The sequence below is a fragment of the Curtobacterium sp. SP.BCp genome, from assembly GCF_051903255.1.
Classification (GTDB): domain Bacteria; phylum Actinomycetota; class Actinomycetes; order Actinomycetales; family Microbacteriaceae; genus Curtobacterium.
Window position 1 is genome coordinate 3,073,555 of the sequence record NZ_CP194338.1, and the last position, 25,624, is coordinate 3,099,178.

A 25,624-nucleotide genomic window follows, 5' to 3' on the forward strand; every position below is an offset into this window, starting at 1 on the left:
ATTCGACTGCGAGCCAGACGGCGGGAGGCCCGGACCACGTGAGCTGACCTGCTCGCGTGATCCGGATCCGGGCCTCCCGTCGGTCCGTCGACGTCGTCAGACGTCGCGCGACCGCGCCGCGGCGAGCGCGATCGCGCCGATCACGACCACCTCGCCCGCGAGGACCCCGAAACCACCCCAACCGCCGAGGTGCAAGCCGTCGCCCTGCTGCGCACCCGAGTCGAACGTGTACAGCTGCGCCCCGGCGGAGGACGGCAGGAACTGCGAGGCGTCCATGATCCACTGCTGGTTGGTCAGCCCGCCGATGATCTGCACGATCGTCGGCAGGACGAGCAGGATGCCGAGCGTGATGGCGATGCCGCCCGCGCTCGACCGCACGAGGAGTCCGATGCCGAACGCCAGGAGCGCGACGAGCGTCACGTAGACCGACGAGCCGAGGATCGGCATGAACACCGCCGGGTCCGCGAGGTCGGGGCGGATGTCCCGGCCGGCCTGCAGCGCAGTGGTGATCGCCACGCCGATCCAGGTGGCGACGACGCTGACCACGAAGGTCGTCAGCGCGAGGACGAACGCCTTGGCGAGCACGACGCCGGTGCGCCCGGGGTCTGCGGTGAAGGTGGACCGGATCTGCCCGGTGCCGTACTCCCCCGTGATGATGAGCACGCCGAGGACCCCGACGACGAGCGCGGTCAGCGACACACTGGCGGCGCTGACCTGCACGATGAGCTCGTTCGCCACGGCGGTCGGTGCACCACGCTGGACGCCGGTGTCGACGGCGCCGAGCAGGTAGGCCATCGCGAGGGTCAGGACGACGACGATGGCGTAGCACCAGACCGTCGACCGGATGCTGCGCAGCTTGATCCACTCGCTCCGGACGAGGCGCGGGAAGGAGAGGCTCGTGGAGCGGGGCATGGTGACGGCGCTCATCGGACGCCCTCCGATCGGTACTCGACGTCGTCGCGGGTGAGTGCCATGTAGGCCTCCTCGAGGCTGGCGCCCATCGGGGTGAGCTCGTGGATCGGTGCGCCGACCTGTGCGGCAACGTCGCCGATGCGCTGCGCGTCGGGGCCGACGACCACGAAGGCGCCGTCCTCGCGCGGGGTGATGGCGGACGCGGCGGAGCCGATCGCGCCGAAGAGCTGGTCGGGCGCGGGCGTCCGGACGAGCACGCGGTTGCCGCCTCCGTTGCCACCTCCCGCGACGAACTCGGCGATCGGGGCGTCGGCGAGCACCCGGCCGCGACCGAGCACGACGACACGGTCGGCCGTCTGCGCCATCTCGCTCATGAGGTGGCTGGAGAGGAACACGGTGCGGCCGTCGGCGGCCATGCGGCGGGCGAGCTGGCGGACCCAGAGGACGCCGTCGGGGTCGAGGCCGTTGACCGGCTCGTCGAGGATCAGGGTCTTCGGGTCGCCGAGCAGTGCCGCCGCGATGCCGAGGCGCTGCCCCATGCCGAGTGAGAACCCACCGACGCGCTTCTTCGCGACCGCGTCGAGGCCGGTCATGTCGATGACCTCGTGCACCCGGGCCTTCGGGATGCCGTGCGTCGCCGCGAGTGCGAGCAGGTGGTTGTAGGCGCTCCGCCCGGAGTGGACCGCCTTCGCCTCGAGCAGCGCCCCGACCTGCCGGAGCGGGTCGGAGAAGCTGCGGTAGGGCGCGCCGTTGACGATCGCCCTCCCCGAGGTGGGGCGGTCGAGGCCCATGATCATGCGCATCGTCGTGGACTTGCCCGCGCCGTTCGGCCCGAGGAAGCCGGTGACGCTCCCGGGTCGGACGACGAACGAGACGTCGTTCACGGCGATCTTCTGGCCGTAGTGCTTGGTGAGGTGCTCGACTTCGATCACGCAGCCAACGCTAGGGGGACGCTCAGGCCACGCGCGTCCCCCGCACGACGGAGATCTGGTCCGAGCCACGCACCCCCAGAAGGAGGGGGGCCAGTCCGCCGAGCGCAGTGACCCGAACCGGGTCCACAGGCAACGTGCAGGCTGGATCGGCACAGCACACCTGGCGCACGACGGAGCAGCAGCCGGCACGGCGGGAGTTCGCACGAGCCCCTCCAAACCACCGGATGGTCCGCTCCGAAGAACCTGTGCGACTGGGACAGTTCCGTGGCGATCTCCGCCTCGGGCCCATCGAGTTCGAACCCACCGTTCGGAAGGACCGCACCATGACCGCACACACCTCACCCGCCCGCACCGGCTTCGCCGCCACGTTGACCCAGAAGGTCGCGCTGCTGTTCGGCGTCGTGTTCCTGCTCGTCGGCATCGCCGGCTTCATCCCGGGCCTCACGATGGACATGGGCTCGATGTCGATGGCCGGCCACGGCTCGATGGCGCTGCTCGTCGGCGTCTTCCAGGTGTCCGTCCTGCACAACATCGTGCACCTGCTCTTCGGCGTCGTCGGCGTCATCGCCGCCCGCTCGCACGTCGGCTCGCGGAACTACCTCGTGATCGGCGGCATCGTCTACTTCGTCGTCTTCATCTACGGCCTGTTCACGGCCGGCATGGCCACCGGCGCGAACTTCGTGCCGCTGAACAGCGCCGACAACGTGCTGCACCTCATCCTCGCGGTCGCGATGGTCGTCCTCGGCCTCGTCGTCCCGCGCATCGGCGCGCGCACCGCGCGCTGACGTCGTCGGGTGGGCCGGGCGACCGGCCCACCCTGCGGTCGCCGGGGATCAGGGGCGACCAGACGTCGGCCTGGAGGCCCGGTACCAGCTGGTACCGGGCCTCCAGTGCGTCAGGCGGTCACGTCGGCCGCGGGGCGGACGTGCAGTGCTCGGACCTCAGCCGTCGCGACGGTCGTCGCGACGTGAGCGCGTCCGCCGGAAGCGCTTGCCCGTCTCCTCGTCCACGGCGATGCTGCCGGTCGGCAGGTTCGACATGTCCGGCGCGATGACCGTCGGCTCGCGGCCGGAGTCCGGCAAACCCATCGTCGGGAGGCCCTCGGGGGTGTCGAGCACGAGCACGGGGGTCCGGGCCGTGAGCGTCCGGCCCGCGAAGAAGTCGGGCGACCGCAGCCACCACACGACCATGAGCACGACGCCGATCAGGATCGCGCCGATCCCGACCACCGCGACCGCTCCGATCCCGAGGATGGTGACGTCGTGGCCGGCGTCGTCCTGCAGCCAGTCGGGCTGAGCGAACTGCACGAGGCCGTAGACGAACGTCACGGCGAGGACGATCCCGCCGGCGAGGGGCACCAGGCCGCGCATGACGGCGTTCCGGACGCTCGAGAACAGGGTCCGCCGGTACACCCACACGCACGCGAACCCGGTGAGGCCGTAGTAGAACGCGATCATCAGGCCGACCGACCCGATGAGGGCGGTGAGCAGGTTCGTCGAGATGACGGTGAAGAGCACGTAGAACCCGATGGACGCGAGGCCCATGCCGACCGTCGACCACGTCGGGGTCAGGAACCGCTTGTGGATCCGGGCGAACTGGGTCGGCAGTGCCTTGTACGCGGCCATCGAGAGCGCGGTGCGGGCGGTGGGCAGGATCGTCGTCTGGGTGGACGCCGACGCAGAGGTCAGGATCGAGAACGCGAGCAGTGCCATCGCGGCGTGCCCGATGAACGAGTCGCCGAAGAGCGTGGGGCCGATGGCCGAGAACACGTCGTCCGCGTTGGTCTGCGACCCGAGGCCGATGCCCTTCGTGCCGACCCCGGCGAACGCGATCGCGGCGATGGACACCAGCGCGTAGATCACGAGCAGCAGCACGGTGCTGATGACCGCGGCGCGACCGGGGGTCTTCTCCGGGTCCTTCGTCTCCTCGTTGAGCGACACCGCGGTGTCCCAGCCCCAGTAGATGAAGATCGCGGTGAGCATGGCGGGCGCGATCACGGACCCGAAGTCCATGCCGCTCGGCCAGAGCCAGCTGAGCGACGGGGTGATCGATCCGTCGACGCCGTGGCCGGTGCCGACCCGGACCAGGGCGACCGACGCGAACATCACGAGGACCAGCACCTCGACGCCGAGCAGCACGTACTGCAGGCGAGCCGAGACCTCGACGCCGACGTAGCAGATGAAGGTCATCACGGCGATCCAGAGCACGCCGGCCACCGTCGACCAGAGGGTGCTGCTCCCCAGCGCGCTGATCGCCGGGTCGTTCGTCATCACCCCGACGAAGGTGTACCCGTACGAGCCGGCGATCTGCGCGAGGTTCGCCATCACGATGATGTCCGCGGCGATGATGCCCCAGCCGCCGAGCCACCCCGTGACCGCCCCGAACGCCCGGGTCGCCCACGTGAAGGTCGTGCCGCAGTCCGGGTCCTCCTTGTTGAGCTCCTGGTAGGCCACGGCGATCATCCACATCGGGATGAACGCGAGCAGCATGATCGCCGGCGCCTTGACGCCCGCGAGCAGCGCCCCGCCGCTCGCGACCACCAGGCCGAGGCTCGCAGCCAGGCTGTACGCCGGCGCCGTGGACGAGATGCCCATGACGACGCTGCCGAACAGGCCGAGCGCACCCGTCCGCAGGCCCTTGTCGACCGCCGTCGTGTCGGTGGCCGCAGTCACCACTCCGCCGTCCCGCATGACCAGCCACCTCTCGGATGTGTCACGCGACGAAATCCGTCGCCGAGGATCCACTGCACCGTGCATCCGAGCACTGAAACTAGCGCCTCGCGACGGGATCCGCACTACCCTGTGATGATCGTGATCCGCCGCCGAGAGGAGCACCAGCGTGGGAACCGCCTCGTGGGACGTCGTCGTAGTGGGTGCGGGGGTGGCCGGGCTCACCGCGGCACGGCTGCTGCAGGACGCCGGGCGCCGGGTCGTGGTGCTCGAGGCGCGCGACCGTGTCGGCGGGCGGGTGCACACCGAGCGGACCGGCGGGCAGGTCACCGACCGCGGGGCGTCGTGGATCCACGGGATCGACGGCAGCGCGGTCGCGGACGCGGTGCGGGCGTTCGGGCTGCCGACCGTGGAGTTCACCGTCGGCGGCTACCAGGTGGACGGCCGTCCGATCGCGTACCACGCGCCGGACGGCCGCCGTGTGTCCGACGCCGAGGCCGTACGGTTCGCCGACGACGTGCACGCCGTCGACCGGACCCTCGTGGACGTCATCGCGGTGTCGGCCCCGGCGGACTCGTACCGCATGGTCGTCGAACGGGCGGTGGCCGCGCAGGGGTGGGACGCCGAACGCGCCGAGCGGGTCCGCGAACACCTCGAGCACCGCAGCGAGGAGCAGTACGGGGTGGGCGCGGACGAGCTGGCGGCGCACGGCCTCGACGACGACACCATCGAGGGTGACGAGGTCGTGTTCCCGCACGGGTACGACGAGCTGCCGGCGCACCTCGCCGAGGGGCTCGACGTTCGGCTCGGGCACACCGTCACCGCGGTGTCGCGCGGTCTCGGAGGGGTCGTCGTCACGGTCGACGACGGCGCACGCTCCACGCCGTTCGCCGCGGGCAGCGCGGTCGCGACCGTGCCCGTCAGTGTGCTGCAGGCCGGCACGATCACGTTCGACCCGCCGCTTCCTGATCGACACCGGGAGGCCCTCGGCCACCTGCGGATGAACGCCTTCGAGAAGGTGGTGCTGCGGTTCCCGGAGCGGTTCTGGGACGAGGACGTGTACGCGGTCCGGCAGCTCGGTCCCGAGGGATCGTGGTGGCACTCCTGGTACGACCTCACCCGGATCGACGGCGAGCCGACGCTGCTGACGTTCGCGGCGGGGCCGGCGGGGCGGGCGATCCGCGGGTGGTCCGCCGAGAGGGTCGCTGCGTCGGTGCTCGACCAGCTGCGACGGCTGTACGGCGACCGGGTGGCCGCGCCGACCTCGGTGCTCGTGACCGCGTGGCAGGACGACCCGTGGGCGCTCGGGTCCTACGCGCACATGCTGCCGGGGTCGACCACTGCCGACCACGACGACCTCGCGGAGCCGATCGACGGCGTGCTGCACCTGGCTGGCGAGGCCACGTGGACGGACGACCCGGCGACGGTGTCGGCAGCGCTGTACTCGGGGCACCGTGCGGCCGAGCGGGTCCTCGGGCACGCCGTGCCGGTCGAGCGGCTCTGGGCCTGATCTGCGCCCGCTGTACGCGCCGGCTCAGGCGGTCGCGGCCTCGGAGTCGTCCTCGATCCGGAGCGCCGTCGCGACGAGCTGGTCGACCTCCGGTGTGCGCCGCCCCTCGGGCCAGCCGAGCACGGTCGTGGCGATCGGCGCGTCGAGCACGGGCACCGCGGCGTGCTCCGGCCACTGCCACGCACGGCTCGACCGGGGGATGACGAGGAGCGTGCGGCCGAGGGCGACGAGCTGGGCGAGCTGCGACTGCGAGTGCACCTCCGGGCCCGGACCCGGCGGGTAGCTCCAGTCGGCGAGGGGCCACCGGGCGATCGGGAGATCGGGTACGGACGACACCTCCGTTATCGTCAGCGAGCGGCGTGCGGCGAGCGGGTGCGACGACGGCACGATCGCGACCTGCGGCTCGGAGTGCAGGTCGACGGACTCGATGCCGGTGAAGTCGTCGAACGGACGGTGCATCACCGCGACGTCCGCCGTACCGTCGAGGAGGAGCCCCGCCTGCTCCCCGATCTCGCACAGCTCGACGTCGATCGGGACGGCGTCTGGGACACCGGCGTCGACGGCGGCCTGGTGTGCGTCGAGCAGGGACTGCAGGAACGCGTGCGACGATCCGGCCTTCGTCGCGAGCACGAGCCGCCTCTCCGGAGCACCCGCGCGGCGTGCCCGCCGGACGGCCGCGCGCACGCTGTCGAGGGCGGCAGGAGCGTCACGGAGGAGCACCTCACCCGCCGGGGTCAGGCGCACGCCACGTCGATCGCGGTCGAAGAGCTGCACGCCGATCCGCGCCTCGAGCTGCCGGATCGCACGCGACAACGGCGGCTGCGCCATCCCGAGTCGGAGCGCTGCTCGTCCGAAGTGTCGCTCCTCCGCCACGGCCAGGAAGTACCGGAGCTCGCGGGTCTCGACGTCGTCCACGTCCAGAGCGTACGCCCGGTGATACCCGTGGGGTACCACCGATGACCGGATCGGTGTTGGACACAGCGACCTGCTCGGACCGACGATCGGGTCATGGACGAGCACGACGACGCAACAGCCACGACAGCCACGAACGACAGGACCACCGCGCTGGTGACGGGCGCGAACAAGGGCATCGGGTACGCGATCGCCGAGGGCCTCGGCGCCCGGGGCCTCCGCGTGCTGGTGGGTGCCCGTGACGACGACAGTCGGTCGGCGGCCGTCGAACGGCTGCGCACGCAGGGCATCGACGCGCACGGCGTCCGGATCGACGTCACGGACGACGACGGGGTCGTCGCTGCCGCCGCGGAGGTCGAGCGGCGGTTCGGGCGTCTCGACGTCCTCGTGAACAACGCGGGCATCTCGGGTCCGTTCGACCCCGTCACCTGGACGCAGGACCCGACGACGCTCGACCTCGACGTGGTCCGCCAGGTGGTCGACGTCAACGTCTACGGGGTGGTCCGCGTGACGAACGCGTTCCTGCCGCTGCTCCGCCGCTCCTCCGCGCCGAGGATCGTCAACGCCTCGAGCAGCATGGGTTCGCTCGGCCGGCAGCCCGGGCCGGTCATGGCCGCGTACGCGCCCTCGAAGACCTTCCTCAACGGCATCACCACCCAGTACGCCCGGACCTTCGCGGACACGCCGATCATCGTGAACGCGGCCTGCCCCGGCCTCGTCGCGACGGACTTCAACGGCTTCGCAGGCGACCGGACGGCCGCGCAGGGCGCGGCGACCGCCATCCGGCTCGCCACCCTGCCCGACGACGGCCCCCGCGGCGGGTTCTTCGAGGACGACGGCGTCGTCCCCTGGTGAGCCGCGGCGTCGCCGCGCTGACGCGAGACTCGCCACGACGGACAGTTCCGCGGCCGCGGAGCCGCGGAACTGTCCGCCGAGCCGAGACTCGGGGACCGGGCTGGGCCGGCCCGGCGCGCGTCGTGATGGACGGACGGGAGGCCCTGCCCACGTTCCGCTCGCAGCGGACGTGAGCAGGGCCTCTCCCCACCGACACGGCCTGCACGCCGCTGGCGCGTCGCGCAGGAACCGGCGGCGTGGGCCCCGGCCGTCACGCGGGTCGTCAGACCGCGGCGGCGACCGTGTCGAGCGTGGCCGCGAAGGGGTCGAAGCCCTCCGGCAGCGACGCGATCGGCGCGACGGTGGACTCGACGTCGACGAACGCACGGCGCTCGACCGACTCCTCCACCGCGACCATCGTGTCGAGCACGTGGTAGCCGACCTCGCCCGTCGCGATGTGCGAGCCGCCGCCACGGATCGCCCGCGCCATGTCGAGCACGCCCAGCCCGCGGCCGGCGGTGGGCTCCTCGTCGAGGACGGTCTCCCACTCCTGCTCGAACGGGAACGAGACGTCGGCACCGAGCGGCCGTGCGATGCGGATCGGGTGCCCGCCGCCGAAGGTGTTCGGGTCGGGCAGGACGATCGTGCCCTCGGTGCCGTTCACCTCGAAGACGCCGTGCCGGAACAGCGGGGTGTCGAACGAGAGCAGCGACTGCGCGGAGCCGCCCTGCTCGAAGGAGGTCAGGACGGAGAGGTGGGTGGGCACCTCGACCGGGAACTCCTGGCCGGCGTTCGGCCCGACGACGAGCTGGCGGGTGTCCCGCGACGTCGAGCCGGTCGCGACGACCGAAGCGATCGGGCCGAGCAGGTGCACGAGCGCCGTGAAGTAGTACGGGCCCATGTCGAACAGGGGCCCCGCGCCCTTCGCGTAGAGGAACGACGCGTTCGGGTGGAACACGTCGGGGCCCTGCCACTGGAAGCTCGTCACCGCGGTCAACGGGGTGCCGATCGCGCCGGACTCGATGGCGCGCTTGGCCGTCTGCCATCCGGAGCCGAGCACGGTGTCGGGCGCGATGCCGAGCCCCAGCCCGAGCGACTCGGCGAGGGCGACCAGCCCGGCGGCGGACGCACGGTCGACCCCGATCGGCTTCTCGCTCCACACGTGCTTGCCGGCGCGGAGGGCGGCGGTCGAGACCTCGACGTGCGTGGCCGGCAGCGTGAGGTTGATGACGATCTCGACGTCCGGGTCCGCGAGGACGTCGTCGCCGGTGCCGGACGCCGCGACGCCCCACTTCGCAGCCGACGCCGCCGCACGCTCGGTGTCGATGTCGCCGATGCGGACGACCTCGACGTCGGGGAACCGCGTGAGGTTCGTGAGGTACTGCTCGCTGATCATGCCGGCGCCGATGAACCCGATGCCGACCTTCCCGGTGCGGGTCATGCGGAGACCGCTTCCTTGTTCAGCGTGGCGTCGAGCCACCGGTAGGACTGCTCGACCCCGTCGAAGATCTCCCCGTCGAAGCCGTCGAACTCGATGACGGCGTACTCGAGCGCAGGGGCTGCGGCGATGGCTTCGGCGAGGCGGACGTCGCCCTGGCCGGCCGGGGTCTGGTCGGTCGGGATCGAGGCGGTGGAGATCCCGTCGTGCATCGGCCCGTCCTTCACGTGCACGGCGACGATCCGGTCCCCGAGCTCCTGGATGAACGGCACGAGGTCGATGCCGGCGGCCGACGCCCAGTACAGGTCGAGTTCGAGCACGACACGGGGGTCGAGCAGCTCGGCGAGCACCTGGAGTGCGGGCTTGCCGTCGATCTGCGGCCGGAGCTCGTGGTCGTGGTTGTGGTAGCCGACGCGCATGCCGTGCTCGGCGGCCTCGGCGGCGGCTTCGTTCAACCGGGCAGCGACGCGCTCGACACCCTCGCGGGTGGTCCACTCGTCGGCGCCGACGAACGGGTCGATCACGATCTCGAGACCGAGCTCAGCGGCCGCCGCGAAGGTCTCGGCGTGGGACGGTGCGGTCATCACGGAGCCGTCGGGCAGCGGGATCTCCTGCTGCACGAGGAAGGCGTGACCGGTCTTCGCGGTGATGCCGTGCGCGTCGAACGCCCGCTTGAGTTCGGCGGACCGGCCGACGAACGCGAAGGCCTCGACGGTGTCGAAGCCGATCTCGGCGAGGCGGCGGACGCCGCCGTCGAGGTCGGGCTCCAGCGCGGCGTTCACCGTGTAGAGCTGCAGGGAGATGGCGGGTGCCATGGTGGGTCCTTTCTGCCCGCGTCGTCGCGGGGCTGGCGGTGACGGCCTGGGCCCACACCGCCGGTTCCTGCGCGACGCGCCAGCGGCGTGCAGGCCGTGTCGGTGGGGAGAGGCGCGACACGCGTCGTCGACGCGGGTCGCGCCTCCAGGCGGTTGCGGTTGGTCAGCCGCTACTTGACCGACTTGATGGGGAAGATGACGAGGGCCCCGAGCAGGACCGCGACGCCGGCGCCCCAGAGCATGAGCGTGTAGTTCTGCCCGCCGCCGATGCCGAGGAGGAAGAGACCGACGGCCGGTGCGAGCGACTGCGGCAGGGCGTTGGCGATGTTGATGACACCCAGGTCCTTGCCGGGACGCTCCGGGTCGGGCAGCACGTCGACGATGAGCGCGGTGTCGATCGCGGCGTAGATGCCGAAGGCGAAGCCCATCACGATCTCGGCGAAGTAGAACCCGCCGACGGTGTCGACGTGCGCCAGGATGACCAGGCCGACCGCGGTGAGCGCGGTGGAGCTCCAGACGAACACCTTGCGGCGACCGACGCGGTCGGAGACCCAGCCGGAGAGCGCGGCGCTGACGAGGAGGGCGACGGTGTAGAGGAGCACACCGAAGGCGACGACCCCGACGGCCTCTTTCTGCGGGAGTCCGATCCGGTCCTGCATGTAGAGCAGGCGGTACGTCGTGAACATGAACGTGCCGAAGGTGATGAGGAAGCGGCCCCACCAGGCGAGCCCGAAGTCCGGGTGCTTGATCGGGTTCGTCCAGAACGAGCTGATGAGGTTGATCCAGCTGAACGGCTTGATCGGCGTGGTCGGCAGGTCGTCGCGGCAGATGACGGCGTAGACCACGATCGCGATGATCGCCAGGATGCCCGGCGCGATGAAGAGGATCGGCAGGTTGCCGACGAGGTACACGGCCAGGTAGAGGCCGGCGAGGATGGCGATGTTCTGTGCCAGAGCGATGACACTCGATGCCTTGCCGCGCTGGAACTCCGGCACGTTGTCGGCGAAGCTCGCGGTCAGGGTGGCGAGGACGGCGTTGGCAGTGACCTGTGCGAGGACCCACGCCAGGGTGAGCTGGAGCACGTTCGGGGAGAACGCCAGCCAGGCGAGCGCGCCGACGAAGACGACGACGCCGCCGATCATCCACGGGCGGCGGCGACCCCAGCGGGTGCGCGTGCGGTCGGAGACGGCACCGAAGAGCGGGTTGGCGAGCAGTGCGCCGAACGCGCCGAACGGCAGGACCGAACCGACGACCGTCTCGGGGCTGGCCGGGTTGAGCTGCTCGGCCTTGATCGACATGCTCACGAAGACCGGGGTGAGCAGGGCGACGAACAGGCCGAACTGGGCGAAGCTGAGGCCCCAGAGGTAGCCACGGCCGACTCGGACACTGCTGACGGCCTGCGTGATGCCCTCGACTGAGAACGCACGCGATGCCGCTGCATGGTCGGAGCTCGTCGCGCCCGCGGCCGCGGTGACCGGCGGGTTGGCGGTGCCGGCGAGACCGGACTTGGGTTCTTCCTTCGACGTCGGTGTCGACATGACTCCTCCTCGAGCCACAGGGGGCTGACGCCCGTCTGAATACCTAGTGCTGGTAGGTGACGGCGACAGTAGCACCCAAAACCTCCGGGCGGAAGTTTTTGGTGAGATTGTTTCGTGCGCGCCGGGCCCGCTCCCGGTCGCGCCGTAGCCTGGGCAGGTGAGTTCCAACGTGGGAAGCGGCGTCCGGGGTCCGTACGCCAAGGGGATCCAGCGGCGGCAGGAGATCCTCGACCGGACGCTCGACGTCGTCGCGACCCGTGGGATCGACGGCACCTCGCTCCGGGCCATCGGCGACGCGATCGGCATCTCGCACGCGGCGCTCCGGCACTACTTCTCGTCACGCGAGGCCCTGCTCGTCGAGGTGCTCCGGGAGCGGGACGTCCTCTCGGGCAAGACCCTCACCGAGGTCCCGGGGGTCGTCGCCGGCATGACCGCGGTGGCCGACCGGAACGTGCAGGAGCCGGCCCTCGTGACGCTCTACACGACGCTGCTCGGCGCCTCCGTCGAGCCGGGGAACGAGGAGGCGCGGGTGTTCTTCACGGAGCGGTTCGACTCCGCACGGGCGGACCTCGCGGCGCAGCTCCGGGACGAGCTCGCGGCGTCGGGGCGGTACTCGGACGCGGACCTCGAGCAGGTGGCGTCGCTCATCATCGCGGCGTTCGACGGGCTGCAGGTGCAGTGGTTGCTCGACCGGAGCATCGACATCGCGGGGACGCTGCGGTTGCTCGAGCGGGTGCTCTGAGTCCTCCGCGCGGTAGGCTGTTTGCATGCAAACACCGATCGGCGACACGGCACACACGACCCCGATCTACTCCCTGACGGAGGCAGCGCAGATCGTCCGCGCCCCGTCGACCTCGTTCGCGCGGTGGGCGCACGGGCACCGGTTCAGGCAGCGGAGCGAAGGCGAGTGGGGGTGGAGTGCGCCCATCCTCACCGGGGTGCGACCAGGGCGGAGCTTCACGGTCCCGTTCAACGCGCTCGCAGAGGCCTACATCGTGGAGTCGTTCCGCCGTGCCGGTCTCCCGATGGCTCGGATCCGGCCCGCGGTCGACGTCCTCCGCCAGGAGATCGGACTGGAGGATGCCCTGCTCAGCGAGAAGCTCCGGACCGACGGCGCCGAGATCCTCATCGAGAACGGCGACCGAGACCTCGTCGTCGTCCGGAACCACCAGGGCGTGTTCCGGGACGTCGTCGACCAGTACCTGCAGAGCATCGTCTACCGCGAGGGGTTCGTGGACTTCCTCCGGCTCCCCGCCTTCGAGCACATCGAGGTGGTCGTCGATCCACACCGCAACTCGGGTCAGCCGACCGTGGCGAAGATCGGCGTCCGTGTCGAAGACGTGGTCAGCCGGGTCCGCGCCGGCGAGGCGATGTCGGACGTCGCGGACGACTTCGGCCTCGAGCCGGTGGAACTCCGGTCGCTCCTCCTGCAGGCCGCATGACGATGGGCGAGTGTCGCTTCCTGCTCGATCGTTCCGTCGGCGGCCGCCTCCTCATCGCGCGCCTCCGGGGCGCCGGGTGGGACGCCGTCACCCTCGCGGAGCAGTTCGGCGACGAGCGTGCGCAGCGGATGGCCGACGAGGAGTGGATCGCGGCGGGGACCCGGGCCGGGTTCGTGCTCCTCGCGAAGGACCACCGGATCGCAAGCCGACCACTCGAGGCGCTGGCCGTCCACGTCAACGACGCACGTGTGGTCACCTTCGCGCGAGGCGAGCTCACCGCTGCCCAGATGGGCGACCTCTGCTTGCTGCACGAGGCTGCGATCCACCGGCTCGCCTGCGTGCAACCGCCGTTCGTGATGGCGCTCACCGCAGCAGGGCTGCGACGGAAGCGGCTCAACGTTCCCTGAGACGCAGTCGTCGGCTCCGGCTCCGGCGGTCAGCGCGTCGTCGGCGCCGGCTGGCAGCGGGGACACCACCACACCCGCCGCGCGGGCGACCCCGCCACCTCGACGTCGTCGCGCGCCCGCACCCGGGTCCCGCACCGGAGGCACGGTCGCCCGGCTCTCCCGACGACCCAGTGTCGCTCCCCGCGTCGCAGTACCCCGGTCGTCACCTGGTAGGCGTCCGGCACGGTCGCCGAGTGCCGCAGCATCCGGCGCGCCGTGTCGAGGGCCGACGGGACGTCGACGTCGCCGACCGGACGGTCCGGGTGGATGCCGCGGACGAAGCAGAGCTCGTTCACCCAGAGGTTCCCGAGGCCCGCGACCCGGCGCTGGTCGAGGAGGACCGTCCGGATCGACGCGTCGGGGTCGCTCGTGCAACGACGGACGGCTTCGTCGCGGTCGAAGTCGTCGTGCAGGAGGTCGGGGCCGAGGTACCCGATGACGCGGGACTCCTCGGCGGTCGGTACGAGCTCGACGACCGGCAGGTCGATGCCCCACACCGTCCGGCCGTCGTCGAGCGCGAGTCGCACGCGGGCATCCCGCGCCACGTGGAGCGGCAACCGTCGCCCGGAGGCGGTCACGGTCCACGAGCCCTGCATCCGCATGTGCGTGTGGAGGGTCGTGCCATCGTCGAAGCGGGTGAGGAGGTGCTTGCCGTGTGTGGCGTGGCCGCTGACGCGCTGCCCACCGAACGCGTGCCCGGCGTCCGGGCCGCCGCGGAGCTCACCGGCACGGACCCGTGCCCCGTCGACCGCTCGGAGCCGCGCGGCGAGCCGGTGGACGGAGTCACCCTCGGGCATGGCCGCACAGTACGTCCGACGACCGACAGCGACCGCCGTCGGGCGTCAGTTGATGATCTCGGCGCGGTCGCGCTGCATCGTCGCCAGCCGCTCCCGCCACGTCTCACGCGCCTCGGGCGTCAGCCGCGTCCAGTCGTGGACCTCGCGTACGATCCGCAGCGGCGCCGTCGTGCGGTACGACCGCGTGGGGTTGCCGGGGAACTTCTTGTCGGTGACGTTCGGATCGTCCTCGAAGGGCCCGGTCGGCTCGACCTCGTAGACGTGCGGGGCACCGGCGCCGGCGAGCAGGACCGCGAGCTCCGCGGCGAGTCCACCGCCGTCGGGGAGCGCCGTGAAGTAGACGTGGTTCATCACGACCTCGGGGCGGTAGTTCGAAGGCCGACCCGCCACGAGCAGGTCCCCCTCCCGCAGCACCGCGAGGGTGCCGTGGAAGAACGGTCCCGTCTCGTCCGCTGCCGCCACGGTCAGTCCTGCGGCCGGAACACGGCGATCGGCGGGCCGTCGTCACCAGGGTCGTGCGTCTCGTCGGTGGCCACCCAGGTCCGGCCGTCGTGCTCGACCGACTCCGGCAGCTCGCCACGCACCAGCAGGCGGACGGACGGCTCGTCGCCGTCGACGAGGTCGATGCCGTACGCGTCCGGCTCCTCGGGTCCGGCGGCCGGGTTGTCCCTCACGAACTCGCTCATGCGCCCAGCGAACTCCCACGCGGCCGGGAATCCGCCGACCGTCCGAGCAACGCCGCCACCGCGTCGACGACGGCCTGCCGCCGCCGCCGCGGGGCCACTGCCGCGACGGGACCCTCGGCCTCCGGCGCGGTCTCCGCCCAGAACGCCGCCAGGTGCTCGACCAGCCCGAGCAGCACGGCCGGTCGGAAGGTCCGGGGCAGCACGCCAGCTCGCTGTGCTGCCTCGACCGTGGCGACGGCGTCCGCCCGGGCGCCCTCGAGCGACTCGACCGGACGGCCCTCGAGCCGGTGCCAGGTCAGGAGCCGCGGCACCCACGGCCGACGGGTGTAGGCGTCGTGCAGACGACCGGCGTACTCGGCCAGGTCGTCGACGTCGAGCGGGGCCTCGGCGGCGAGCTCGGTCGCGGTCTGCTCGAGGAGCGCCTCGTACAAGCCGTCCTTGCCGCCGAAGTAGTGGAACAGCTGGGCCTTGTTGCTGTCGGCAGCGGCGGCGATCCGCTCGACCTTCGCCCCGTTCACCCCCTGCGATGCGAACTCGTCGCGGGCCGCGTCCAGGAGTCGTCCGCGGACGGCGTCGGCCGGCGGCGGTGTGAAGCGGGGCATGCCGACACGCTACCGGTGCGCCTGCACCACCGCGTCGCGGACGGCCTCGACGACGGCGCGGACGGTCGCCGAGCGGGCATCCGGATCCTCCGTCTCCGACTCGTGCAGCCAGGCGGTCGCGCCCCTGCGAGCGCCGCAGTAGTCGACGATGCCGTGCTCGACCTGCGCCGTGAAGGCCTGGTCGTAGCCGTGCCGTCCGTACCGTCCCGCGTCGTCGCCGGCGATCGGGACGAAGTGCACGGTGAGGTCGCCGAGGAGCCGCACGATCCTGCCGTCCGGTCCGACGCGGAATGCCCAGCCGTTGCCGAAGACCCGGTCGACCCACCCCTTCAGCAGCGCCGGCATCGACCACCAGTACACGGGGAACACGAGGACGAGGTCGTCGACGTGGTCCAGCCGCGCTCGCTCGGCCGCGACGTCGGCCGGAGCGTCGTGCCCGGTCCGGTACGCGTGTCGGTCGGCGAGCGTGAAGCGAGGATCGAACGCCTCCGCGTCGAGGTCGGCCACCGCGACGGGCGCCGCTCCGTCGCCCTCCAGCGCGCGGGCGAGTGCCCGCGCGATCGCGCGGGTCAGCGACTCGGGATCGGGGTGGGCGGTGACGATGAGCACGGACACCACCCCATCCAACCGGTACCGTGCGGTCGTGACCACCCGTGTCCCCGGCCTTCCGCCCCTCCACTGGACCGGTCTCGACGGCACCGCTCACCTCGACGCCGACACCGGTTCACTGACCCTCGTGTCGGCCGCAGGGGTGGACTGGACGAACGACGCTGCCGGCGGGCCGCAGCAACACGGCGCCACCGCCCTCGCCTTCCCCGCACCCGACGGCGACTTCGTCTTCTCCGCCCGCGTGACCGTGCACGGTGAACGGACCACCTTCGACGCCGGGGCACTCGCGCTGTGGTCGGATCGGGACCGCTGGGCGAAGCTCTGCGACGAGCACTCCCCGCAGGGTGAGGACATGGTGGTCAGCGTCGTGACGGACGGCTTCTCGGACGACGGGAACGGCTGGCTGCTCTCCGGTCCGAGCGTTTCCCTACGGATCGCCCGCGTGGGTCCTGCGTTCGCGTTCCACGCGTCCGACGACGGCGTGACGTGGGACTTCGTCCGGACCTTCCGCCTCGACCCCGGCGCGCAGCCGTTCTCGGTCGGCTTCCTCGCGCAGGCCCCGCTCGGGGACGGCTGCACGGTGACCTTCGACCACATCGCCTTGGCCGCCGGAACGCTCGCCGACCTCCGCGACGGTTCCTGAGAGCGGACACCGCCTGAACGAACCCGCTGCCGGACCCGGGCGGATCTCCGGCTTCCTCATCGACGCGGGCACCACATTGCCGTCATGACCATGCCCGAGCGCACCGGCGCGCGTCCCGCCCGCTGGCTGCACCAGCCGCGGCGCCAGCTCGCCGTCCTCGCCCTCGTCGTCGTGCTCGGCGCCGTCCTGACGAGCTGGAACCTCGCACGGGGCGGCGACTCGGACTTCTACGCCGCCGCCGCCCGCTCGATGTCAGAGTCCCTGCCCGCCTTCCTCAGCGGTTCGTTCGACCCCGGCGCGACCGTCACGCTCGACAAGCTCGCGGGCTTCGCGGTCCCCCAGGCGATCAGCGTGCACGTGTTCGGCATGTCCACCGCCGCGCTCGCGCTGCCGCAGGTGGTCGAGGGCGCGGTCACGACCGTGGCGGTGTCGGTCGTGGGGCTGCGCTGGGCCGGCGCGCGGGTCGGACTCGTCGCGGCGGCCCTCGCGGCGGCCACCCCGATCTTCGTGTCGATGTTCGGCCACCCGATGGAGGACGGGCTCCTCACGATGGCCCTCGCCGTCGCGCTCGTCTGGTGGCAGCGTGCCGCCCTGACCGGGCGCTGGTGGCCGCTCGTGCTCGCGGGGCTCTTCGTCGGGGTGGGTTTCCAGGCGAAGATGCTCCAGGCGTGGCTGGTCGTCCCCGCGCTCGTGGTCGGGACGGTGGTGGCGCTGTCGGCCCCGGGGGCGCGGTGGCGTCGCACGCTCGGGCACGTCACGGTGCTCGTCGCGTCGACGCTCGTCGCGAGCCTCGCGTGGTCGGTGGTGGTCGAGCTGCTGCCGACGGCGGACCACCCCTACGTCGACGGCTCGACGGACGACAGCGTGTTCGCGATGGTGTTCGGGTACAACGGCGTCGACCGGTTCCTGCCCGGCGCCTGGCCCGGCGCCGTCAACGCGCTCGGCGGTGCGTTCGCCCGCGCGGGAGCGCACCTTGCCCGCGGCTTCCACGGCCTCGACGGGGGGCCGCACCGCACCGGGACGACCCTGCTGCAGCTCTTCTCGCCGCGGTACGCCTCGCAGGTGGGCTGGTCGTGGCCGGCCGCGGTCGCCGGCATCGGGATCGGTGCTGTCCGGTGGTGGCCCCGTCGCACCGGCCGGGAGGCACGTCCCGCCTTCGCAGCGCTCGTCACGGTCTGCGTGTGGCTGATCACGGCGGTCGTGGTGCTGTCCGTCATGCGACTCCCGCACACCGCCTACGTCGCCGGCATCGGCGTCCAGCTCGCCGTGCTCGCTGCGGTCGGCTGGTGGGGCGCGGCGTCCCTGGTCGACGCTGCGGACCGACGGCTCCGCGCCGTCCCGGTCGGGCTCCTCGTGGTGCAGGGCGCCTGGTGGACGTGGCTCGCGCGGTCGTCCGCCGAACCGGTGGTGCTCGGCGCGGTGGCGGTGGGGCTGACGATCGCCTCGCTCATCGCGCTGCTCGTGCACTGGGGCGGTGTCTCCGTGCGGACCGGCACGCGCGGGCGACGGGCGACGACGGCTCTGCTCGTCGCCGCGGTCGTCGCCGGGCCGGCCTGTTTCTCGCTGCAGGCCCTCGACGCGGCTCGGGACGGCAGCGGCGGGGACGCCTCGGTCGGCACCGGGACGGGAGCGTTCGCCTTCGGCGGTCGCACGCCGGACCGCTCGTTCGCGCTCGCCCGGGCGGGGATGCTCGGCGCGGACCGGAGCGTCGTCCCGAGTTCCGCCTTCCGCGTCTCGGCACCGGACGTCTGGGGCGGCCACTCGAGCCTCACCCCGGCAGAGGCTGCCCTGGTCCGCACGGCCGAGCAGGACGGTGGCGGGAGGGACGGCCGGCCGCTCTTCCTGTCCGACTCGTGGCGCATCTCCGCGGACGTCATCGGCGACACCGGGCGTGAGGTCCTCACCGACGGCGGGTTCTCCGGGCACGTGCCGGTGTTCACCGCGGCCCAGATCGAGCGACTCGTCGCGACCGGGACCGACCGGCTCCTCGTCGTCGCGTCCTCGGCCACGAGCAGCGACCCCGTCGTGCAGGCGACCGACGCGCTCGGGTGCACGACCGTGCGGCACTGGGGGTCGACGTCCACGTCGAGCGGCCCGTCCGGAACCGGCCGCGGTGGGTTCGACGCCGAGCCGTCCTTCACCCTGGAACGCTGCCACTGAGCGCGGACCGGCCACGTGCAGCGACACGGCCCGCGTGAGGTCGAGCGGTGCGTGGCGGAGTCGAGCCGTGCCTCCAGGCCGGTAGCGTGCGGACGTGTCCGCCCTCCCGTCGTTCGACGCCGTCCTGCTCGCAGGCGGACGCGCCGCGCGTTTCGGGGGCATCGACAAGACCGCGCTCGGCGCGCCCGGTGACACCCTCCTCGACCGCGCGGTGCACGCCGCCGCCGGCGCCCGGCGGACGGTCCTGGTGGGGTCGAGGGAGGACGCCCGAACGCCGACCGGGATCGTGCTCGTCCGTGAGGACCCGCCGTTCGGCGGTCCGGTGAGCGGGCTCGCAGCGGGCCTCGGCGCGGTTCCGGCGAGCGCCCCGCTCACGCTGGTGCTGGCCTGCGACCTGGTCCGGCCGGTGGAGGCCGTGACGCTCCTGCTCCGAGCCGTCGATCCCGCAGACGACGATGCAGATCGGGACGGGTGGGTCGCGGTCGACGACGACGGACGCCGCCAGCCGCTCCTGGCGTTGTACCGGTCGACGGCCCTCCGGACTGCGGTCGACAGCCTCGACGAGGTCGTCGGTGCGTCGCTCCGTCGGCTGACCGCTCCGCTCACGCTCGTGGAGGTCCCCGTGCCCTCCGCACTCTGCGCGGACGTCGACACCCCGGACGACGCCGAACGGCTCACCTGAGCCCGTCGCGAGGCCCGGTGTCCCCGGCACTGCTTGACTGGCGACATGACCACAGACGACGTCCTCGCAGGGTGGAGGGCCGAGCTCGCCGAGGCGCTCGGTCTGCCCGCAGACTCCGCCATCGACATCGGTGTCGTGCTCGACCTCGCCCGCGACGCCGCGCACGGGGTGGCACGGCCGGCCGCGCCGCTGACCACGTTCCTCGTCGGGTACGCGGCCGGGCTCCGCGGCGGCAGCACCGAGGACCTGTCCGACGCCGTCGCCACCGCGACCCGCCTCGCCGCGGCGCGCGCCGAGCAGGACGGAGCGTGACGGGCGGCCCGGCGCAGTGGGCCGACGCCCGGGCAGCGGCGCACGCGGCCGGGGCTGCACTGTGCGAGCCCGGTGTCCGGGTGGAGCTCGCGGACGGTCTCGGGCGGGTGCTCGCGTCGGACCTGACCGCCCCCGGCGCCGTCCCCGGCCACGACGGCGCCGCGATGGACGGCTGGGCGGTGGCGGGCGAGGGCCCGTGGTCGCTCGGCGCCGCGATCGTCGCCGGGGCGGCTCCGTCGACCGAGCGGCTCGACGCGGGTCGGGCGCGGCCGATCACGACCGGGGCGCCGATCCCGCCCGGGACGACGTCGGTCGTGCGCTCGGAGGACGCCGACGTCGTCAACGGACGGCTCGTGCGGCACACCATCGGGATCCGTCGACACGTCCGGCCCGCGGGCGAGGAGGTCTCCGTCGGGGAGCTGCTCTTCGCCGCAGGGACCGTGCTCACACCGCCCCGGATCGCCCTCGCCGCCGCTTCGGGCGTCGACGACCTCGACGTCGTCCCCGCGCCGACCGTCCGCGTCGCCGTGCTCGGGGACGAGATCGTCGGGCGGGGTGTCCCGGAACCCGGTCGGGTCCGGGACGTGTTCACCATGACGCTCCCCGCCGTCCTGCAGGGGTTCGGTGCGTCGACGGGTACCGCCGTGCGGGTGTCCGACGACCCCGCGGCGACCGAACAGGTGCTCGGTGACGCCACCGAGCGGTTGGTCGTGACGACGGGCGGGACGGCCGGGTCGTCGACCGACCACGTCCGCGGCGCACTGGGACGGATCGGCGCGGAACTCGTCGTCGACCGCGTCGACGTGCGACCCGGACGGCCGACGATGCTCGCCCGATGCGGCCGGACGCTGTACCTCTGCCTGCCGGGCAACCCGATGGCGGCGATGGTCGGCGCGGTGCTGCTCGGCGGTCCGCTCGTGGCCGGGATGACCGGACGTGCCCTCGACGAGCCGGACCGGGTGCCGATCGCCGCCGACGTGCCGAACGAACGCCCGGGTGCGCTCGTCCTCGCGTACCGGTCGACCCCGGACGGCGCGGTGCCGACCACCCACCAGTCGCCGGCGATGCTCCGCGGGCTGGCGGACGCGGACGGGCTGGCGGTCGTCGAGGCGGGCGGCGTGCGGGCCGGTGCCGTCGTGCCGGCACTCCGTCTGCCGTGGACGTGACCCGCACCGCACTGGTGGGCGACGGGTGCGGGTGGTAGACCCGAGCCATGAACCGGATCACCGCACGGAAGCGGGTCACCCGCATCACGGTCGGCACCTCGCGGTCGGTCCGGGAGGACCTGCTCGCCGTCGAGGAGCCGCTCGAGATCCGGGTCGGCGGCTCGTCCCTCGCGATCACGATGCGGACCCCGGGGAACGACGTCGACCTCGCCGCGGGCTTCCTCGTGTCCGAGGGGGTCATCGCACGCGGTGACGACTTCCTCACTGCCCGGTACTGCGCCGGAGCGACCGAGGAGGGGCTCAACACGTACAACGTGCTCGACGTCACCCTCGCGCCCGGTGTCCCCGCGCCGGACCCGAGCCTGGAGCGTGCCTTCTACACGACGAGCTCCTGCGGGCTCTGCGGCAAGGCGAGCATCGACGCCGTCCGCACGACCTCGCAGCACACCGTCCTGCACGACGACCTCGTGCTCGACCCGGCGCTCCTCGCGACGTTCCCCGACCTGCTCCGCGACCAGCAGGCCGTGTTCGAGAAGACGGGCGGCCTGCACGCCGCAGCGCTCTTCGACGGACGCACCGGGCGGATGCTCGTCCTCCGCGAGGACGTCGGCCGGCACAACGCCGTCGACAAGGTCATCGGCTGGGCGGTGAAGGACGGGCGTCTGCCCCTCACCGGCACCGTGCTCATGGTGAGCGGCCGCGCGAGCTTCGAGTTGACACAGAAGGCTTCGATGGCCGGGATCCCGGTGCTCGCCGCGGTGTCCGCACCGTCGTCGCTCGCCGTCGACCTCGCGAAGGAGGTCGGCATCACGATCGTCGGGTTCCTCCGCGGCCAGAGCATGGTCGTCTACAGCCGACCCGAGCGCATCGTCGAACCCGACACCACCACCGACAGCAGCAGCGACCGAGAGACCGTGAGCGCCCGATGACGAAGCAGCCCCCGACCGACGACGTGACGGACGCCGGCCTCGAGGTCGGTGAGCCGAAGGACTGGGCCGCCGGGGTCCCCGGCGTCCTGCACTCGATGGGGCCCGCGCTCGAACAGCTCGGTGCCGCGCGGACCGCCAAGCTCATGCTCGCCCTGAACCAGAAGGGCGGGTACGACTGCATGAGCTGCGCCTGGCCCGACCCGGACAAGCGCAAGACCGCGGAGTTCTGCGAGAACGGCGGCAAGGCCGTGGTGTGGGAGGCCACCCCGGTCACCGTGCCGCGGACCTTCTGGGCGGAGCACTCCGTCGACGACCTCGCCGGCAAGACCGAGTACTGGCTCGGTATGCAGGGTCGCCTGACCGAGCCGGTGTGGAAGCCCGCGGGGAAGGACCACTACGAGCCCGTCAGCTGGGAGCGCGCGTACGAGCTCATCGCAGAGCACCTCAACGGCCTCGACAGCCCGGACCAGGCGTCGTTCTACACGTCCGGACGCACCTCGAACGAAGCGGCGTTCGTCTACCAGCTCTTCGTCCGGGCCTTCGGGACGAACAACCTGCCGGACTGCTCGAACATGTGCCACGAGTCGACGAGCCTCGCGATGGCCGAGGTCGTCGGCATCGGCAAGTCGACCATCGCCTACGACGACTTCGAGCAGACCGAGCTCATCATCGTGATGGGGCAGAACCCCGGCACGAACCACCCCCGCATGCTCACCGCGCTCGAGGACGCCAAGCAGAACGGCGCGGAGATCGTCGCCGTGAACCCACTCCCCGAGGCCGGCCTCCGCCGCTACAAGAACCCGCAGCGCGTCCGCGGGGTCGTCGGCCACGGCACCCAGATCGCCGACCAGTTCCTGCAGATCCGGCTCGGCGGCGACATGGCGCTGCTGCAGGCGGTCGCGAAGCGGGTCGTCCTCGCCGAGCAGGCGGCCCCCGGCACCGTGGTGGACCGGGCGTTCATCGACGAGCACACGAGCGGCTACGACGCGTTCGTGCAGCACATCCTGCAGGTCGACGACGACGAGGTCGTCCGCGCCACGGGACTGTCCCTCACCGAGATCGACGAGCTCGCCGACCGCTACCTGCGCTCGGAACGGACGATCATCACGTGGGCGATGGGCATCACCCAGCACACCAAGGCCGTCGACACCATCAAGGAGATCATCAACCTCCTGCTGCTCCGCGGGAACATCGGCAAGCCCGGCGCCGGCGCCTCCCCGATCCGCGGGCACAGCAACGTGCAGGGCGACCGCACGATGGGGATCTGGGAGCAGATGCCCGACACCTTCCTCGACGCCCTGGCGGAGGAGTTCCACTTCGACCCGCCACGTGAGCACGGCGTCGACGCGCTCAAGGGCATCCAGGCGATGCAGCGCGGCGACGTGCGGTTCTGGATGGGGATGGGCGGCAACCTCGTCGGCGCGATCTCCGACTCCCAGCTCGCCGAAGCGGCGTTCCGCGGTACCGAGATGACCGTCCAGGTGTCCACGAAGCTGAACCGCTCGCACGCCGTCGTCGGGAAGGAAGCCCTCATCCTGCCGACGATGGGCCGCACCGAGGTCGACGTCCAGGCCTCGGGACCGCAGTTCGTCTCGGTCGAGGACACCGTCTGCTCCGTGCACGGCAGCCACGGCCAGGTGCCGCCGGTCGCGCCGGGCCTCCGGTCCGAGGTCGCGATCGTCTGCGAGCTCGCCCGCGCCGTCCTCGGCGACCGGGTGCCGATCGCGTGGGAGGCGATGCGCGACGACTACGGCGTCATCCGTGACCACATCAGCCACGTCGTGCCGGGCTTCGACGACTACTCCCGCCGAGCCGGCAGCAAGGAGGGCTTCGTGCTGCCGAACGGCCCCCGCGACTCGCGGACCTTCGCCACCAAGACCGGCAAGGCGATGCTCACCGTCAACGAGCTCGAACACGTCGAGCGCCCGGAGGGCACCCTGCTGCTGCAGACCCTGCGCAGCCACGACCAGTACAACACCACCATCTACAGCCTCAACGACCGGTACCGCGGCATCAAGAAGGGGCGGCACGTCGTCTTCGTGAACCCGGAGGACCTCGCCGAGCTCGGACTCGAGGACGGGCAGCACGTCGACGTCACCACGGTCTGGCACGACGACGTCGAGCGGGTGCTCCGCGACCAGCGCATCGTCGCCTACCCGAGCGCGAAGGGCTGCGCGGCCGCGTACTTCCCCGAGGCGAACGTCCTCGTGCCGCTCGACAGCGCCGCGAGGGGCAGCAACACCCCGGTGTCGAAGGCCGTGCCGGTGCGGCTCACACCGGTGGCCGGCTGACCCCCGCATGTGGCCGACGGAGGACGACTGGCGCCGGACGGTGCCGGACCGGCTCGCCGCCGCCGTCGCGCGGTGGGACCTCCGGCTCGGTCCGGAGATCACGGGCGGCAGTGTCTCGCACGTCCGGACGGTGACGACCGCCGACGGCCTCCCCGCTGTGCTCAAGCTGTCGTTCCCGCACCGTGAGGCCCGCGACGAGGCCGCCGCGCTCGCCTGGTGGGACGGCCGCGGCGCGGTCCGCCTGCTCGCGTCCGACCCGGAGGACCCGTTCGTGCTGCTCCTCGAGCGCTGCGCGCCGGGCACACGACTCGTCGACCGGGAGGACCTCGGCCCGACGGAACGGCTGACGATCGGGGCGGACGCCGTCGCCCGGCTCTGGGCCGCCGGTGTCCCCGAGTCCTCCCCGTTCGAACGGCTCGTGGACGTCTGCGACGAGTGGGCGGACCTCGCGGAACACCGGATGCAGACCCTCGCGCCGCCGCTCGACCCGGGGGTGGTCCGGCAGGGCGTGGCGCTGCTCCGAGAACTCCCCCGGACTGCCACGCACGAGGTCGTCGTGCACGGCGACCACAACCCGGGCAACGTCCTCGCCGCGGAGCGTGAGCCGTGGCTCGTGATCGACCCGAAGCCGATGACGGGCGACCCCGCCTACGACCTCTGCCCGCTGCTCATGCAGGTCGACGACCCGTTCGCACTGCCCGATCCGGTGGCCGCCGTCGTCGACCGGACGGCGCTCGTCGCGGACCGGACGGGCCTCGCCCCGGATCGCGTCCACGCCTGGTCGGTCGCGCGGCTCGTCGAATCGGCGCTCTGGTACGTCAGCCGAGGCGAGCTGCCGGAGGCGCAGGACAACGCGGCACGCGCCGCGCGCATCGCTCACCTGATCGGGTGAGGCGGTTCGCCCCCGGCGCACGGCCGGGTCGCACCGGACGGGAGGCACGGTGCGGGCCCGCCCCGCGCCTCCCGTCCGGTCCCCCCAGCGGATGACGACATCGCGCGAGCCGATCCGTAGGGTCGATCGGACGCACCGGGCCGCCGGTGCCGGAAGGGGACGACCACGTGTTCGTGGGATTCACCGGTGTCCATGTGCTGATGCTGCTCGTGTTGCTCGCGCTCACCGTCGCCGCGCTCGTGCAGGTCTGGCGCGACCGTCGGCGGAGTGACGTCGTCAAGTGGCTCTGGACGGTCGTCATCCTGTTCGTGCCGGTGATCGGCGTGCTCGGCTGGGCCGTGAACTGGCTGCTCGGCAAGGCAGCTGATCGTCTGAACCGCGGCTCGTCGGCCTGACGCGGCCCGAAG

27 protein-coding genes are annotated in these 25,624 nt (G+C 72.2%); 15 read left to right on the plus strand and 12 right to left on the minus strand.

The window, feature by feature from the left end:
- Window positions 1-96 precede the first annotated feature (96 nt).
- Window positions 97-927 carry an ABC transporter permease gene (locus ACRQ4C_RS14610; protein WP_439689171.1) on the minus strand — a complete coding sequence of 277 codons (831 nt, stop codon included), beginning with the start codon at window positions 925-927 and terminating at the stop codon, window positions 97-99.
- Window positions 924-1,844 carry an ABC transporter ATP-binding protein gene (locus tag ACRQ4C_RS14615; RefSeq protein ID WP_290133938.1) on the minus strand — a complete coding sequence of 307 codons (921 nt, stop codon included), beginning with the start codon at window positions 1,842-1,844 and terminating at the stop codon, window positions 924-926. Before ACRQ4C_RS14615 ends, ACRQ4C_RS14610 begins: the two co-directional genes overlap by 4 nt.
- A 323-nt stretch (window positions 1,845-2,167) precedes the next feature.
- Here ACRQ4C_RS14615 and ACRQ4C_RS14620 point away from each other — a divergent pair, with 323 nt between their 5' ends.
- Window positions 2,168-2,629, plus strand: coding sequence for a DUF4383 domain-containing protein (locus ACRQ4C_RS14620; protein ID WP_058726631.1), 462 nt, complete (start codon window positions 2,168-2,170; stop codon window positions 2,627-2,629).
- Window positions 2,630-2,785: 156 nt separating this feature from the next.
- Here the strand turns inward: ACRQ4C_RS14620 and ACRQ4C_RS14625 are convergent, their stop codons facing one another.
- On the minus strand, window positions 2,786-4,534 hold the full coding sequence (locus ACRQ4C_RS14625; RefSeq protein ID WP_439689172.1) for an APC family permease: 1,749 nt from the start codon (window positions 4,532-4,534) through the stop codon (window positions 2,786-2,788).
- A gap of 148 nt (window positions 4,535-4,682) precedes the next feature.
- On the opposite strand from ACRQ4C_RS14625, the gene ACRQ4C_RS14630 reads away from it, so the two are divergent.
- Entirely contained in the window at window positions 4,683-6,023 is a 1,341-nt protein-coding gene (locus ACRQ4C_RS14630; RefSeq protein WP_439689173.1) for a flavin monoamine oxidase family protein, read from the plus strand.
- A gap of 24 nt (window positions 6,024-6,047) precedes the next feature.
- Here the strand turns inward: ACRQ4C_RS14630 and ACRQ4C_RS14635 are convergent, their stop codons facing one another.
- Window positions 6,048-6,938 (minus strand): LysR family transcriptional regulator, encoded by an 891-nt coding sequence (locus ACRQ4C_RS14635; RefSeq protein WP_439689174.1) that lies wholly within the window; start codon window positions 6,936-6,938, stop codon window positions 6,048-6,050.
- Window positions 6,939-7,031: 93 nt separating this feature from the next.
- On the opposite strand from ACRQ4C_RS14635, the gene ACRQ4C_RS14640 reads away from it, so the two are divergent.
- Window positions 7,032-7,790: an SDR family oxidoreductase gene (locus ACRQ4C_RS14640; RefSeq protein WP_439689175.1), complete on the plus strand. Its 759-nt coding sequence runs from the start codon at window positions 7,032-7,034 to the stop codon at window positions 7,788-7,790.
- A 262-nt stretch (window positions 7,791-8,052) separates the two neighbouring features.
- On the opposite strand, the gene ACRQ4C_RS14645 is transcribed toward ACRQ4C_RS14640, so the two are convergent.
- The 3 genes from ACRQ4C_RS14645 to ACRQ4C_RS14655 all read right to left on the minus strand — a co-directional run bounded on the left by ACRQ4C_RS14645 (window position 8,053) and on the right by ACRQ4C_RS14655 (window position 11,560).
- Window positions 8,053-9,210 carry a Gfo/Idh/MocA family protein gene (locus ACRQ4C_RS14645; RefSeq protein WP_439689176.1) on the minus strand — a complete coding sequence of 386 codons (1,158 nt, stop codon included), beginning with the start codon at window positions 9,208-9,210 and terminating at the stop codon, window positions 8,053-8,055.
- The gene (locus tag ACRQ4C_RS14650) at window positions 9,207-10,022 is read right to left on the minus strand and encodes a sugar phosphate isomerase/epimerase family protein (protein ID WP_439689177.1); all 816 of its coding nucleotides are present in this window, start codon (window positions 10,020-10,022) and stop codon (window positions 9,207-9,209) included. Before ACRQ4C_RS14650 ends, ACRQ4C_RS14645 begins: the two co-directional genes overlap by 4 nt.
- Before the next feature lie 170 nt (window positions 10,023-10,192).
- Window positions 10,193-11,560 (minus strand): MFS transporter, encoded by a 1,368-nt coding sequence (locus ACRQ4C_RS14655; RefSeq protein ID WP_439689178.1) that lies wholly within the window; start codon window positions 11,558-11,560, stop codon window positions 10,193-10,195.
- A gap of 157 nt (window positions 11,561-11,717) precedes the next feature.
- On the opposite strand from ACRQ4C_RS14655, the gene ACRQ4C_RS14660 reads away from it, so the two are divergent.
- The 3 genes from ACRQ4C_RS14660 to ACRQ4C_RS14670 are packed head-to-tail and all read left to right on the plus strand — an operon-like array spanning window position 11,718 to window position 13,409.
- Window positions 11,718-12,302 (plus strand): TetR/AcrR family transcriptional regulator, encoded by a 585-nt coding sequence (locus ACRQ4C_RS14660; protein ID WP_439689179.1) that lies wholly within the window; start codon window positions 11,718-11,720, stop codon window positions 12,300-12,302.
- Between the two features lie 25 nt (window positions 12,303-12,327).
- Window positions 12,328-13,002: a DUF433 domain-containing protein gene (locus ACRQ4C_RS14665; protein WP_439689180.1), complete on the plus strand. Its 675-nt coding sequence runs from the start codon at window positions 12,328-12,330 to the stop codon at window positions 13,000-13,002.
- Window positions 12,999-13,409, plus strand: coding sequence for a hypothetical protein (locus tag ACRQ4C_RS14670; protein WP_439689181.1), 411 nt, complete (start codon window positions 12,999-13,001; stop codon window positions 13,407-13,409). Before ACRQ4C_RS14665 ends, ACRQ4C_RS14670 begins: the two co-directional genes overlap by 4 nt.
- 29 nt (window positions 13,410-13,438) lie before the next feature.
- On the opposite strand, the gene ACRQ4C_RS14675 is transcribed toward ACRQ4C_RS14670, so the two are convergent.
- From ACRQ4C_RS14675 to ACRQ4C_RS14695, 5 genes are read right to left on the minus strand one after another with little or no spacing between them, the layout of a single operon-like run.
- Complete coding sequence (locus ACRQ4C_RS14675) at window positions 13,439-14,245, minus strand: DNA-formamidopyrimidine glycosylase family protein (RefSeq protein ID WP_439689182.1); 807 nt, start codon at window positions 14,243-14,245, stop codon at window positions 13,439-13,441.
- A 45-nt stretch (window positions 14,246-14,290) separates the two neighbouring features.
- A complete protein-coding gene (gene arr / locus ACRQ4C_RS14680; protein WP_290133925.1) occupies window positions 14,291-14,707 on the minus strand; it encodes an NAD(+)--rifampin ADP-ribosyltransferase in 417 nt (138 codons plus the stop codon).
- Between the two features lie 2 nt (window positions 14,708-14,709).
- Complete coding sequence (locus tag ACRQ4C_RS14685; RefSeq protein ID WP_290133924.1) at window positions 14,710-14,931, minus strand: hypothetical protein; 222 nt, start codon at window positions 14,929-14,931, stop codon at window positions 14,710-14,712.
- Window positions 14,928-15,533: a TetR family transcriptional regulator gene (locus ACRQ4C_RS14690; RefSeq protein WP_439689183.1), complete on the minus strand. Its 606-nt coding sequence runs from the start codon at window positions 15,531-15,533 to the stop codon at window positions 14,928-14,930. The genes ACRQ4C_RS14685 and ACRQ4C_RS14690 overlap by 4 nt, the downstream gene beginning before the upstream one ends.
- 9 nt (window positions 15,534-15,542) lie before the next feature.
- A complete protein-coding gene (locus ACRQ4C_RS14695; protein WP_290133922.1) occupies window positions 15,543-16,148 on the minus strand; it encodes an NAD(P)H-dependent oxidoreductase in 606 nt (201 codons plus the stop codon).
- Between the two features lie 28 nt (window positions 16,149-16,176).
- Between ACRQ4C_RS14695 and ACRQ4C_RS14700 the strand changes: the two genes are divergently transcribed.
- The 9 genes from ACRQ4C_RS14700 (at window position 16,177) to ACRQ4C_RS14740 (ending at window position 25,612) form a co-directional block, all read left to right on the plus strand.
- Window positions 16,177-16,785 (plus strand): DUF1349 domain-containing protein, encoded by a 609-nt coding sequence (locus ACRQ4C_RS14700; RefSeq protein ID WP_439689184.1) that lies wholly within the window; start codon window positions 16,177-16,179, stop codon window positions 16,783-16,785.
- A gap of 84 nt (window positions 16,786-16,869) precedes the next feature.
- Window positions 16,870-18,945 (plus strand): glycosyltransferase family 39 protein, encoded by a 2,076-nt coding sequence (locus ACRQ4C_RS14705; protein WP_439689185.1) that lies wholly within the window; start codon window positions 16,870-16,872, stop codon window positions 18,943-18,945.
- Between the two features lie 94 nt (window positions 18,946-19,039).
- Window positions 19,040-19,627 carry a molybdenum cofactor guanylyltransferase gene (gene mobA, locus ACRQ4C_RS14710; protein WP_439689186.1) on the plus strand — a complete coding sequence of 196 codons (588 nt, stop codon included), beginning with the start codon at window positions 19,040-19,042 and terminating at the stop codon, window positions 19,625-19,627.
- Window positions 19,628-19,672: 45 nt separating this feature from the next.
- Window positions 19,673-19,939 (plus strand): DUF6457 domain-containing protein, encoded by a 267-nt coding sequence (locus ACRQ4C_RS14715; protein WP_290133918.1) that lies wholly within the window; start codon window positions 19,673-19,675, stop codon window positions 19,937-19,939.
- Complete coding sequence (locus tag ACRQ4C_RS14720) at window positions 19,936-21,105, plus strand: molybdopterin molybdotransferase MoeA (protein ID WP_439689187.1); 1,170 nt, start codon at window positions 19,936-19,938, stop codon at window positions 21,103-21,105. Before ACRQ4C_RS14715 ends, ACRQ4C_RS14720 begins: the two co-directional genes overlap by 4 nt.
- 47 nt (window positions 21,106-21,152) lie before the next feature.
- Complete coding sequence (gene fdhD, locus ACRQ4C_RS14725; protein ID WP_439689188.1) at window positions 21,153-22,034, plus strand: formate dehydrogenase accessory sulfurtransferase FdhD; 882 nt, start codon at window positions 21,153-21,155, stop codon at window positions 22,032-22,034.
- Entirely contained in the window at window positions 22,031-24,325 is a 2,295-nt protein-coding gene (locus tag ACRQ4C_RS14730; protein ID WP_439689189.1) for an FdhF/YdeP family oxidoreductase, read from the plus strand. The genes fdhD and ACRQ4C_RS14730 overlap by 4 nt, the downstream gene beginning before the upstream one ends.
- Before the next feature lie 7 nt (window positions 24,326-24,332).
- On the plus strand, window positions 24,333-25,217 hold the full coding sequence (locus tag ACRQ4C_RS14735) for an aminoglycoside phosphotransferase family protein (protein WP_439689190.1): 885 nt from the start codon (window positions 24,333-24,335) through the stop codon (window positions 25,215-25,217).
- A 167-nt stretch (window positions 25,218-25,384) separates the two neighbouring features.
- A complete protein-coding gene (locus ACRQ4C_RS14740; RefSeq protein WP_439689191.1) occupies window positions 25,385-25,612 on the plus strand; it encodes a PLDc N-terminal domain-containing protein in 228 nt (75 codons plus the stop codon).
- Window positions 25,613-25,624 lie beyond the last annotated feature (12 nt).